14 protein-coding genes are annotated in these 12,277 nt (G+C 63.3%); all 14 read left to right on the top strand.

The features are described 5' to 3' along the window. Positions 1-39: 39 nt before the first annotated feature. The 14 genes from Q1B16_RS20225 (at position 40) to Q1B16_RS20160 (ending at position 12,253) form a co-directional block, all read left to right on the top strand. Positions 40-978 (top strand): zincin-like metallopeptidase domain-containing protein, encoded by a 939-nt coding sequence (locus tag Q1B16_RS20225; RefSeq protein ID WP_299793493.1) that lies wholly within the window; start codon positions 40-42, stop codon positions 976-978. 23 nt (positions 979-1,001) lie between these two features. Then, positions 1,002-1,211, top strand: a complete 210-nt coding sequence (locus Q1B16_RS20220; protein ID WP_281843974.1) for a DUF6330 family protein — start codon at positions 1,002-1,004, stop codon at positions 1,209-1,211. Positions 1,212-1,298: 87 nt separating this feature from the next. Beyond that, positions 1,299-1,688: a DUF3768 domain-containing protein gene (locus tag Q1B16_RS20215; protein ID WP_299793487.1), complete on the top strand. Its 390-nt coding sequence runs from the start codon at positions 1,299-1,301 to the stop codon at positions 1,686-1,688. 155 nt (positions 1,689-1,843) lie between these two features. Continuing rightward, a complete protein-coding gene (locus Q1B16_RS20210; protein ID WP_299793484.1) occupies positions 1,844-3,826 on the top strand; it encodes a ParB/RepB/Spo0J family partition protein in 1,983 nt (660 codons plus the stop codon). A 74-nt stretch (positions 3,827-3,900) separates the two neighbouring features. Continuing rightward, the gene (locus tag Q1B16_RS20205) at positions 3,901-4,494 is read left to right on the top strand and encodes a regulator (RefSeq protein ID WP_299793481.1); all 594 of its coding nucleotides are present in this window, start codon (positions 3,901-3,903) and stop codon (positions 4,492-4,494) included. Beyond that, on the top strand, positions 4,494-5,147 hold the full coding sequence (locus Q1B16_RS20200; RefSeq protein WP_299793478.1) for a hypothetical protein: 654 nt from the start codon (positions 4,494-4,496) through the stop codon (positions 5,145-5,147). Before Q1B16_RS20205 ends, Q1B16_RS20200 begins: the two co-directional genes overlap by 1 nt. Before the next feature lie 124 nt (positions 5,148-5,271). After that, the gene (locus tag Q1B16_RS20195; protein WP_299793475.1) at positions 5,272-5,598 is read left to right on the top strand and encodes a type II toxin-antitoxin system PrlF family antitoxin; all 327 of its coding nucleotides are present in this window, start codon (positions 5,272-5,274) and stop codon (positions 5,596-5,598) included. After that, a complete protein-coding gene (locus Q1B16_RS20190; protein ID WP_299793472.1) occupies positions 5,595-6,113 on the top strand; it encodes a type II toxin-antitoxin system YhaV family toxin in 519 nt (172 codons plus the stop codon). Before Q1B16_RS20195 ends, Q1B16_RS20190 begins: the two co-directional genes overlap by 4 nt. 95 nt (positions 6,114-6,208) lie before the next feature. Next, the gene (locus Q1B16_RS20185; protein ID WP_299793469.1) at positions 6,209-6,373 is read left to right on the top strand and encodes a hypothetical protein; all 165 of its coding nucleotides are present in this window, start codon (positions 6,209-6,211) and stop codon (positions 6,371-6,373) included. Continuing rightward, positions 6,363-6,515, top strand: coding sequence for a StaA (locus Q1B16_RS20180; RefSeq protein WP_299793466.1), 153 nt, complete (start codon positions 6,363-6,365; stop codon positions 6,513-6,515). Before Q1B16_RS20185 ends, Q1B16_RS20180 begins: the two co-directional genes overlap by 11 nt. Before the next feature lie 102 nt (positions 6,516-6,617). After that, positions 6,618-10,880: a bifunctional class I SAM-dependent methyltransferase/DEAD/DEAH box helicase gene (locus Q1B16_RS20175; RefSeq protein ID WP_299793463.1), complete on the top strand. Its 4,263-nt coding sequence runs from the start codon at positions 6,618-6,620 to the stop codon at positions 10,878-10,880. A 121-nt stretch (positions 10,881-11,001) separates the two neighbouring features. After that, positions 11,002-11,388, top strand: coding sequence for a DUF6878 family protein (locus Q1B16_RS20170; RefSeq protein WP_299793460.1), 387 nt, complete (start codon positions 11,002-11,004; stop codon positions 11,386-11,388). Position 11,389: 1 nt separating this feature from the next. After that, positions 11,390-11,851, top strand: a complete 462-nt coding sequence (locus Q1B16_RS20165; RefSeq protein ID WP_299793457.1) for a hypothetical protein — start codon at positions 11,390-11,392, stop codon at positions 11,849-11,851. Between the two features lie 99 nt (positions 11,852-11,950). Beyond that, positions 11,951-12,253, top strand: coding sequence for a hypothetical protein (locus Q1B16_RS20160; RefSeq protein WP_299793454.1), 303 nt, complete (start codon positions 11,951-11,953; stop codon positions 12,251-12,253). The last annotated feature ends 24 nt before the right edge of the window (positions 12,254-12,277 follow it).

The following is a 12,277-nucleotide window of genomic DNA, read 5'->3' as shown; positions in this document are numbered from 1 at the left end:
GACCATTTCCTCTCACCAAGACTCGAAAGGAGGCCATTCATGGCCCGATCCCGCACGCCCAAATTCGATGCATCCGAGGTCATCACAAACGAAATCATCCGTATCATTGAGCGCGGCGTCCTGCCCTGGCGCAAGCCCTGGACCGCAGGCGGCAGCTCTCGACCCTTGCGCGTGGGCGGTGAGCCCTACCAAGGGGTCAACAACTTCCTGCTGACGATGCGCACCGTGATGGCGGGCCACAGCTCGCCCTTCTGGATGACGTTGCCGCAGGCCAATGCCTTGGACGCAAAGGTTCGCAAGGGCGAGAAGTCGTCTGTCGTCGTCTACTACGGACAAAGCCGGACGAACGCCGCCGATGAGGACAGTCGCAGCGATGGGGATGATAGCTCTGAGGAAGCCCGCATCTTCCGCTTCCAGAAATCCTACCGCGTGTTCAATGCCTGTCAGATCGAGGGCCTGCCCGACAGTTTCCACCCCGACCCGGAGCCCGCGCCCGAGCATCCGCCGTCCGAGCCCATCCCGCACATGCAGGCGTTTTTCGACGCCATCGACATCACGACCGTCTTTACCGGCACGGAAGCCTACTACCTGCCGCCCGTGGACAAGGTCTACATGCCGTCCCTCACGCGGTTCCAGGACCCGCGCAATTTCTACGGGGTCTGGGCCCATGAGCTGGCCCATGCCACGAAAGCCCCCCATCGACTGAACCGCGATTTCGGGTTCTCGAAGTTTGGCAACACATCCTATGCGCGAGAGGAGATCGTCGCGGAATTGACCTCGGTGTTCCTGGGTCAGACGCTCGGCTTCACGGCGCATACGCTCGAGATGAATGCCGCCTACCTGCACAACTGGTTGCGCGTTCTTCGGTCGGACAAGGGTGCGATCTTCAAGCACGCCGCGGACGCACAGCGCGCCTGCGACTATCTGATCGCCAGATCGGAGGCAGGCAGGGCAGGGCGCAGCGCCGAGGCTGCCTGACCACAGCGAGAACGGAGACATCTATGCCACGCAAGGAACCCAAGACGCTGCGGGTGGCCTGCTTCGCTGACGGCCGCCGCAAGATCATCACCTTCAAGCGCAGTGCCTATTGGTGGAGCGCGTCCGAGGGTGCCTATCCACTCTCGGCAGCGCTTGAGACCATCAAGGAGCAGGGCGGCTGGATCGAAACCATCCCCAACCCGAATTACAGACCTAAGGGATTGTTCGGGTAGGGCACCTTCTGCTTCGGTCCCGCCGCCAGGCGGAAAAGAAAAAGCAGGCTTTGAGATGGGTGTTTCAACTTCACAGAGGAATGCCCCATGACCAGCACCGCACAACCCCAGACAGACCGCTCTGATCCGAGTGTGATCGCCGCGCAGAACGACGCGTTTCGCAAGCTCGCTTGCCTCGGGGTGCCGCCCGCGCAGCCCATACAGGGCCGCATGCATGTCACCCGCTCGATTTTGGAGGCTGGCGACGGCTTCATGGCCGAGGCGGTGAAGGCCACGGGCATGTTCGAGACCTTCGAGCCCGAGAACGATCCCGAAGGATGGCATGATTTCGGGGCGTTCGAGATCCGGGGCGAGACCGTGTTCTGGAAACTGGATTTGTACGAAGCCGATTCCGACTTCCGCTACGGGGCTGAGGCCCCGGACAATCCCGCGACCACCATGCGCGTGCTGACCATCATGCTGGCGCGCGACTGGTAGGGCAGGGGACTCCTCCCCCCTGACATCTGAGACGATGAAGGCCTACTGACCCCTCAAAAGGGAAAGCGGGCCTCTTGTCGTGGTGATCCCTGAAGCCGGGGATTGGTCACGCGCAAGCGCGCAGGCCGCATCTCACCCACCTGGAAGGATATCCCATGACCACAAGCTTTGCCCCTCTCACAGTCGCCATCGGCGATCTGGTTCCGCATCCCGCCAATGTGCGCAGCAACTCTCCGGAAACCTACGACCCCGAGAACATCGCACATCTGAAGGCCAGTATCGCTATCTTGGGCCTGCTCCAGCCGCTCCTGGTCCAGAAGATCGACGGCAAATACGGCGTGCTCGCTGGCGGCCGGCGCAACGCCGCGCTGAAGGAACTGGTTGCCGACAAGGCGGCGAAGGGCTTCACCGCGAAGACCAAGATCGACTGCCGCCTCGTGCCGGAAGACTGCGACGTGACGACGGCGCTGTCGCTTGCTGAGAACATCACCCAAGCGCCGATGAATGCCATCGACGAATTCGAGGCCTTTGCGCGGATGATGGAGTTCGACGGTCAGACGCCCGAGACCATCGCCAAGACCTTCGGCACCACGATCGCCGCCGTGAAAGGCCGGTTGCGCTACGGTCTGATCCATCCCGACATCCGCGCCGCCGCTCGGGCGAAGACGATCACGCTCGACACGATGAAGGCCTTTGCGGAGCATCCGAGCCAGGAGGTGCAGCGCGAGGTCTTCGAGGCGCTCACCAAGGAAGATAGCTACCTGCAGGCTTATACGGTCCGCCAGGCGCTCAAGTCCCGCGGCGTGCAGGTCAGCGACGATATCGGAGCCTTCGTGCGCGCGGACTACGAGGCGCGGGGCGGCGCCGTTGCGGCTGACCTTCTGGAAGAGCATTCCGTGCTCGAGGATGCGGCGCTGGTCGAGACCATCCTGCTCGAGAAACTGACCGCCGCCGCCGAAGAGGCCCGTATGAAGCTGGGCTTTGCCTGGGCCGATGCGATGGTCCGCTACGATTACGCGACCATGGCGGACTACGGCCGCGTCTATCCCGGCCCGATCGAGCCCGATGAGGCTGCCCAGAAGCGCGTGGACGAGATCACCGCCGAGCTTGAGAAATTGCAGCTCGAAATGGAGGACGAGGGGCTCGAAGACGACGCCTACAACGCCCTTTACGAGCGCGTGGACACCTTGGAAGAGGAAGCGCGCGATCTGCAGGAGGCCTACAGCGCCGAGGACCTGGCGCGATCTGGAGTGATCGCGTCGTGGCAGGGTGGTCAGACCACGCTCCATGTTGGCCTCGTTCGCCCGGAGGACACCGCGAAAGAGGAGGGCGGGCGTGGCTCTTCAAGCAACCGAACGGGCGAGGAGGCCCCGGACCCCGGCGAGATCACCTACCCGGCCTCGCTGGCCGAGGACCTCAAGACCGAGCGGGCAATGGCCCTTGGCGCCGCGATGGCGCTGCATCCGGAGGCCACGCTCGATCTGACGCTCTTCAAGCTGGTGAGCGACGTTCTGGGTCGCGGCATGAGCGTCACGCAGGCGATCAAGGTAGAGGCTCGCAAGGAATACCGCAGCCACGCCAAGATGGACGAGATCGATGGCACCTCGCTTGAGCAGGCGGCGGTGGCGCATGATGCGCTTGACCTCTCGTGGCTCGATGACACCCGCCCGCCCGCGGATCAGTTCGCGGCGTTTCGCGCACTCGAGGAAGGCGAGAAGGCCAAACTCGTCGCCTATGCGACGGCCAGCACCACGCAGTCCTGCTTTGCCCGGGATCGGCAGCGCGACAGCCTGATGCATGACTTCGAGATCGAGATCATGCCCAACATTCGCGCCCACTGGACGCCGAACGCGGCGCTCTTCAACCGCTTCAAGAAGGCCTGGCTCTTGAAGATCCTCGGCGAGGATCTGGGTCTCGCCCAGGAGGCGGTGACGCTGGCCTCGTCGAGCAAGAAGGAAATCGTCGCCTTCTGCGACAAGCTCTTTGCCGAACCCTTCGCCACACTCACGGACGCGCAGCGCGCTGCCGTTGCCGCCTGGTGCCCGCCGATGATGCAGACCGCCGGTGGCGCCTGTGATGAGACGGCGCCGATCACGGAAACCCCGGAACCTGACGGCGAGTTCGCGCAAGCGGCCTGAGCCATCACGCGACCCGCGCGAGGCATTCCCTGCGCGGGTCGACCCTCTTCCAAACCGAACAGAAAGACATCCCCATGGCTATTCTCAAGTTCTCTGCCTCCGCAGTTGCGGCGCAGATCGCCCATGCGCGCGCCTGCAAGACCTTCCTGCCCAACTGGAACGGACCCGTGGACAGGCCGGCCCTGATCCTCATCATCGGCAACGGCGTGCATCTGCGCTCGAATGGCATCGATGGCACGACCACCCGCATCGTCACGACCGAGCAGGCCGATCCGTCCTTTGCTTTCGCCGATGGCATGAACCCGTTTCGGGACACCGACTGGATGGCGCAGCGCCGCATGGCGTTTCGCGATTTGACCGGCCAGTTCTACACCGACATCCTCGACGATGTGCAGGTGCTTATCGACCGAGGGCAGTGGGCCATCCGCCTCGCCACCGATGGCCACAGCATCCGCGTCTTCGTGCGCCGGGCCTCGGACTATCTCATCGGCGGGACCTACGAGGTGCCCTCGGGGCTCGGCGGCACCTTCCGGGTCATCCTCAAGGATGCCTGCGACACCTTCGCGATCGTGCAGAACTGCGGCAATTGCGAGGATTTCGACGCCATGCAGCCCTATCGCGTGCCGCTCGATGCGCTCATGGAACTCGATGATCGGAGGGTGGCGTGATGGGTTGGCTCTTCTACACGGACCGTCGCGTCAAATCCTACGCGGATGAGAAGGCGGAAATCACGCGGCTTTGCACCTTCGAGGGCGACACGCGCGAGACCGAACTGGTCAAGGCCTGCAAGGTTGGCTCCACCTGGTATGCGGCGGCAAAGGTCACAAGTCTCGACGGCACCCCTGTCGAAGACGCAACCTATGTCACCGATCCTGACGGCTCGATCACCTTCGGGGCTGTCTTCCTCACCCGATACGATGATGGCTGCTGGGGCTACAAGGATATGGAGGAAAGCGCTGGCTCGAACGAGTCTCGCGCTCCCTTTGGGCTGATCGAGCTCCTCTCCGACCTGAAAGACCCGGCCAGCTACGCCCATGCCTGGCGCCAGCGTTGCCGGGACTGGGCTGCGATCCCGGACTATGCCGAAGGCGACAAGATCAAGCTTGCAGCACCTGTGACCCTGACCGACGGCAGCACCTGCCAGATCGTCACCGCGACGCACTACAGGCGCGGGCGGCAAAAGCGTCGCTGTTATCGCATCGAGGAAACCGGTGGGCTCGTACGTCTCTCGAAGGCCTCGCTTGCGGGCTCGGAGCTGCTCAGCTCCGCAAAGGGCGCGGTCAGCCCAGTGCTGGCGGAGTTCCTGGCGGGGCGAGAATAGGTGCTGTGCCGAACCGTTGATCGACCTGCCGGCGACAGCAGATCCTGCGGCTTATCTTGACAGGGCAATGCAAATGCATTACCTATCGCAGGCAGCAAAGACCCCATTCTTTCAGGAGACTGCCATGACAGCGCTCGCACAAGATGTCTCGAAACTCACGGATCGGTATCAGACGACCGTGCCGGCGGGTGTGCGCAAACAGCTCAAGCTGGGCAAGGGCGACCAGATTCGCTACTGCACCGAGCCGAGTGGCAGGGTCTATATCGAGCCCGTGCGCAGCGACGAGGATGATCCTGCGCTCGGCGCCTTTCTCGATTTTGTCGAGGCCGATATCAAGGCGCATCCGGACCGCATTCGGGCGTTCAATGGGGCTTTGCATGGCCGTCTAGCAGCACTGGTCGGAGACGTTGACGTCGATCTCGATGCGCCGCTATCGCTCGAGGATGAATGAGCGGCGATAGCGTGCCAGCCCAAGCGCCCCTCGTCGTAAACGGATGGTCGATCTATGCGCATCCGCTCTTTCTGGACCAGCTCGAAGGGCTGATCGAGGAGGTTGAAGCGCGTAAGGCACGCGATCCAAAGACCTGGCGCAAGAAAAACCCCACGAAACGGCTGGCAGCCATCTTCAAGCTGGTCACCGAGGCCATACCGGCGGACCCGGGTGCCGCCGCTTTCCGGCAAGGCGGCACGCTCGGCGATCATCGCAAGCACTGGTTCCGGGCGAAATTCTTCCAGAAGTATCGGTTGTTCTACCGCTTCAACAGCGATGCCAAGGTCATCCTGGTGGCCTGGGTGAACGACGATAAGACTCTGCGCGCCTACGGCAGCAAGACGGATGCCTATGCGACGTTCAAAGGGATGCTGGAAGATGGAAATCCACCTGACAATTTCGACGTGCTCTTGAAAGACGCTGCGGCGGCGGACAAGCGGTTCGAGACGGCTGTCGAAGCGGCGCCCGATCGGTAAGTGGCCCGGTTAGCTGTGAACCTTACGGCCTTGCCGGTTACGGCACCACTCTGGGTGATGTAGCATCGACCCATAGTATAGTCGGAGAAAGCGCAATGGACCCAACGGGTAAGGAAGAACCGTACTTCGGCACTGGTGGGCAAGGCGCATCTCGGATGAAATGGAAGCATTCGCAATTTTCTGTGCGCGTTGCAGACATGCCCGATGACCTCGGCAAGCTGCTGGATATGGATCTCGAGGAGTATGTCCGTGGCCGCTGAAGCGAATGCGTATGACGCGTGGTTTCGCATGACGGTAAAGGCCGCGCTCGAGGATGCACACGCTGGAACTTCACAGGTTCAGGTGATGCAGGCCGCACAGGCATTGATTGATGCGAAGCGGCAGGTCGAACCCAAGTCCTGACCAAGCCTTGGAGGTCAGCGCGGTCTGACCTCATCACCCCGAAAAGCAAAAGAGGGCTTTTTGTCCTTTGGAACTCAGACCTTGATCCAAAGGAAAATCCCCATGACCAAGCCCAAAACGGCGAACCCGACTCTTTCAATCTCCAACGCTGATCTCGCCACTGCGCTGGCGGAAATCGGCGCGGAGATCGACCATCAACCCCTGCGTAGCTCAGCGCTCGCGCGCATCATGCGCGAGACGTTTCATGGCAGCGATGCTGGCGGTGCCTGGGACTGGCGCATGGCATATGACCTGATGCAGGCTGCGGCTGTCCAGGTGCTGCTGCGTGGGGACGGCGCGGCAGGTGATATCGCCGCTGCAAAGCTGCTTGCCTCACGGCTCCTGACGGAAACGCGCCGGTCAGAGCAGCAGATCCGGCTGCAGCAGTTTTCCACGCCGCTGCCATTTGCGGCGCTGGTCTCGCGGGCGGCGGCGATCAGCAAGGGCGAGACCGTGCTGGAGCCCTCGGCTGGCACCGGTGCCCTGGCTGCTTTCGCTACCCGGGCTGGTGCCACGCTTGTGCTCAACGACATCGACCCCTTTCGCCAGCGCCTTTTGTGCGCGGTCTTTGGCGGCGATGTGACGGGCCATGACGGCGAGCATATCGACGATCTGCTGCAGTCGCCGGTTCTACCCGACGTCGCGGTGATGAACCCGCCCTTCGCCTCCTCGGTCGATCGCTCCCGAGACAAGCACATCGCCGCCAAACATCTCATCGCGGCCGCGAAGCGCTTGGCACCCGGCGGGCGGCTTGTGGCGATTATGCCGCCGGGGTTCACGCCCGAACGCGATGCCGCGCATTGGTCACGCGCTTGCGGTCTCCTGACGCCGCGCCTGGCCCTCACGATGCCGGGACAGGTCTACCGCAAGCTCGGCACAACTGTGGAAACCCAGCTGATGGTCTTCGACAAGGTGCAGGAAGACGGCGAGATGATCCGCGCCAGTGTCCGGGACTTAGATGAAGCCCTTCCTTTTGTCGACGCCGTGGCCGCAACCCGGCCCGAGATGCGCCCCGTACAACAGGCAGCGGCGATCCCTCATGCTCGGCCGACCGTTCCATCCTCTGCTCCGCGCAAGACCGCCGCTGCGCCTGTCGCCGCCTCCAAACCCCGGGCCAATGCCGTTGTCCCGCTAGTTTTCACGAGCCTTGATATCCCGCGCGACAACACCCCGATCTCGGACATCTATGCGCGCTACCGTCCGCAGCGGATCGAGATCGCGGGCGCGCAGGAACATCCAACGCCACTCGTCGAAAGCATCGCCATGGCCTCTGTCGCACCGCCGGTGCCCTCAGGCACGGCCAGTGCGGAATTGCGCCTGCCTGCCAGACTGATCGAGGAGGGACATCTCTCCAAGGCGCAGCTGGAAACCATCATCATGGCGCATGATGCCCATGGGCGCGACCTGCCCGGTCGATTCACGATCGATGACGACCAGACCAAGCTGACGCGCGCCGATGATGACCCGGATGCACGGGCCTATCGCCTCGGCTATTTCCTCGGGGACGGCACCGGTTGCGGCAAGGGCCGCGAATGCGCGGGGCTCATTCTCGTGAACTGGCTGGCCGGACGCAGGAAGGCCATCTGGGTCTCCAAATCCGCCACGCTCATCGAGGACGCGATCCGCGATTGGACCGATCTTGGCGGCTCGCCCGCCGACATCCAGCCGCTCTCCAAATGGAAACCGGACCAGCCCGTCCCGATGGGCGACGGTATCCTCTTCGTCACCTACGCCACGCTGCGCTCCGCGGGCAAATGCGGCACCACGCGGCTGAGCCAAATCCTCGCCTGGATGGGCGCGGAGTTCGACGGCGTGCTGGCCTTTGATGAGGCCCATGCCATGCAGAATGCGGCCGGGTCAGAGCAGGGCAGGGGGGTCAAACCCTCGCGGCAGGGCCTTGCAGGCCTCCGGCTGCAACTCGCGGCCCCGCGCGCCCGTGTCTTCTACATCTCGGCCACAGGCGCCACGAGCGTGCACAACCTCGCCTACGCCGCGCGTCTCGGTCTCTGGGGGCTGGGGCCCGAATACCCCTTCCCGAGCCGCGAGAGTTTCGTCTCGGCGATGGAAGCAGGCGGTGTCGCCGCCATGGAGGTGGTCGTGCGTGATCTCAAGACGCTCGGTCTCTACACGGCCCGCGCCCTCAGCTTCGATGGCGTGGAGTATGACGTGCTCGAGCACGCGCTCACCCCTGCCCAGATCGAGATCTACGACGCCTATGCGGGTGCGTTTCGCACGATCCACCACAATCTCGAGGCCGCGCTGACAGCGACCGGCGTCAACGACGCCTCGGGAGAGACCAATGCCTCGGCCGCTCGCGCCTCGGCCAAGTCCCGGTTTGAAAGCACGAAGCAGCGCTTCTTCAACCATCTCCTGATGGGTATGAAAGCTCCGACCATCATCCGCGCCATCGAGGAAGATCTGGCGGCGGGCAAGGCTTGCGTCATCCAGGTGGTCTCGACAGGTGAGAGCCTGCTGAAACGCCGGCTTGAGACGATGGACCCGGAGGATGAACTCGTCGAGGGCGCGCTAACGCCGCGCGACTACGTCCTGGGATACCTCGAACAGGCTTTCCCGATCCATGCGCAAAAGCTGGTCGAGATCGACGGCAATATGGTGGCCGAGCCGCTCCGCGATGAAACTGGCGCGCTGGTCGTCTCGCGCGAGGCGCTCGCCCTGCGCGACGCGGCCATGATGGAGTTGATGACGCTGGCGCCGATCCCTTCGGCGCTGGATCAGATCCTCTGGGTCTTTGGCGACGAGGCCGTGGCGGAAGTGACCGGGCGCTCGATCCGTCCCTTGAAGGCCGAGGATGGACACCTCTTCATCGAGAAACGCTCGGCCAGCAGCAATTCCTCCGAGACCCAAGCCTTCATGGACGGCGAGAAGGATATCCTGATCTTCTCGGACGCGGGCGGCACGGGTCGGTCCTATCATGCGGCGCAAACCGCGAAAAACCAGAAGCGGCGGCGGCACTACCTGCTGGAGCCCGGCTGGCGCGCCGATGCGGCCATCCAGGGGCTCGGCCGCACGCATCGCTCGGCCCAGGTCAGTGCGCCCTTCTTCCGGGTCTGCACCTCCGATGTGCATGGCGAGAAGCGCTTCACCTCGACAATCGCCAAACGCCTCGACCAGTTGGGAGCCTTGACCAAGGGCCAGCGCGAAACCGGCTCGCAAGGCATGTTCCGCGAGGAGGACAATCTCGAAAGCCCGATCGCGCGGGCGGCATTGCGCGGGTATTTCGCCGATCTTGCCGCCGGGCGCGCTGAGGCGATGAGCTACGAGAGCTTCACCGACTGGACGGCCCTGCGACTGATCGACAAGGACGGGGTTCTCCTTGAGGAGCTTCCCCCGATCCAGCGGTTTCTGAACCGGGTTCTGGCCCTTCCCATCCACATGCAGAACGCGCTCTTTGCCGAGTTCATGAGGCGGATTGCCGATCAGACTGAACGGGCGCGCGCAGCGGGTACGCTCGATCTCGGCGTGGAAACCCTGCGTGGCGAAAGGATCGAGCAGGTCTCCACAGAGGATCTCTGGACCTGCCCGAAATCCGGCGCGGTGACGCGGATCATCGGGCTGGAGGTCACCGACCCGGTCCACGTCCTTAGTGCCGAAGAGGCCATTTCGCGCAATCCCGACAAGCTACCCATGGTAAATCGCGCCTCCGGCCGCGCGGCTCTCATCTCGGCGCGGCCCATGCAGATGTATGACGAGGACATCGTCACGCTGATGCGCAAGGCGGTGCGGCCCAATGGGTCGAGCTACCTCGAGGAGACGCGGTTCGAGTCCTCGGCCTGGGAAGAGATCGGCAAGCCTGAGTTTGCAGGGCTTTGGGATGCCGAGGCCGCTGCACTTCCCAAGACCACCACGACCAAGCTCTACCTGCTGATCGGGCTGCTGCTGCCGATCTGGAAGGATATTCCGACCACCAATGAACGTATCTACCGGGTCACGCCGGACGGGGCGACGGCGATGATCGGGCGCACGCTGAGCGAAGAAGGGGCGGCCGCGCTGCGCTCCCGCTTCCTCGTCTCCAATCCGCAAACACCGGAGGATATTCTGACCGCCGCCCTCGGCACCACCGTATCTGTCGATCTGGGCCGGGGTCTGACCCTGACCCGTCGCCGCGTCGCAGGCGAGATGCGCCTCGAGCTGGGCGGTGCGGATCGGGGTATGATCGAAAGCCTCAAAGCGCTTGGCTGTTTCACTGAGATCATCGTCTTCCAGCTGCGGGTGTTCCTGCCGCATGGGGACGGGATCGACACGGAAAGCATTCTGGCCCGGATCGTGGGGCAGAGGCCTGCCATCACGGCAGACCAAGCCGCCTGAAAAGTCAAAGCGGGCTTTGGGTCGGTCGTCGCGGATCTGGATTTGACCGGTCTGCGCTTTCCGGGAGGGGGCTGACCAATGCCACGCCCGGCCCCCCAAATTCAGACAAGAGGACGGACCCATGACCAATCCCCAGATCGACTATGCCGCAATGGCGGCTCAGTGGCGCGCAGAGCGCGAAACCACCCTGAAAGCATCCCGAGCGGAGCTGCTTACGCAACTACGCGCGCTTGGCATCAGCGAGGTCACCGCCGAATACGAAGGCTATGGCGACTCTGGCAATGTCGAGGACGTGAATGTGCAGCCTGCGGAGGTCAAACTGCCGGAGGCGCTTTTGACAGAGGTTGGCGACTTCGCCTGGTCACTCGCTTATCACCATCACCCGGGGTTCGAGAACAACGAGGGCGGCTACGGCACGCTGACCTGGGACATCACGGGCGACAGCATCACCCTCGATCATGCGGACCGCTACGTTGAATGCGCGCACAGCTATGACGAAGGACTGTGAGATGGCCCATCCGCTTCATCATGCTGAAAGCTCTGCCCGGAAATTCGGCGGGGTGCCGTCTGACTATCAGGCGATCCACGATTGGTTCGATGCCTCGAAAGAGCACCTCGCGCTCTTCACGCACCGAGCGATGCGCCATCATGCTCAAGGCCTGTTTGAAGCCGAACGTGTCTTCGGCCTGACCCTGACCAATAGCGCTGGTCGGGACATACCCGTGCGCTGGATCGGCGAGCAGCATATCCGTGAAGACTGCCAGGGCCGCATCCCGAGCATGGCTGACTGGCTGCGACGGATCCAGCCCGAGCCATGGATGGCCAACGGCCATATCGACCGGCACACCGGCTCCGAGCCCTGCGGCGACCCAAGGCTTGCCTGGGCCTCCGAGGTCGTCGCCGGAAGAACGGTTCTTGGCCTGAAGGATTGGATGGCTGCGCGCGCGATGCAAGCCACGCAAGGTGCCTGACAGAACCCGGCTTTTTGCCAAATGAATGCCGCACGGAAGCCTGGTTGGACGACCGGGCTTCTTGCATCTTTTCCCACCACTCTTCTTGAGGAGGACCCCATGATACTCGAAGACATCAAGGCCGCCGTCGATGCCGGCCAGACCGTGCACTGGGCCAATACCGGCTACGTTGTCCACAAGGACCGGCTCGGTCAGTACCTCATCACCTATGTGCCGAACGGCAGCTGTATCGGCCTGACCGACCGGGGCGGGCACCGGTTGAATGGCAAAGAGGCGGAGTTCTTCATCGCGCAATCGAAGGACGCCGCAGAAAATCCGGGCAGCCAATCAAGACCAGACGGGCAGGGGAGGGGCGCAGCACCCGGAGGCGCGGGTGCATTCCCACTCGGACGGCAGCTCTGACCAGTTGGCGGGGCTGAAAGAAAA

The organism is uncultured Marivita sp., assembly GCF_947488135.1.
GTDB lineage: Bacteria > Pseudomonadota > Alphaproteobacteria > Rhodobacterales > Rhodobacteraceae > Marivita.
The sequence above is the reverse complement of the archived record's forward strand: the minus strand, read 5'-3'. Positions and strand labels throughout refer to the sequence as shown.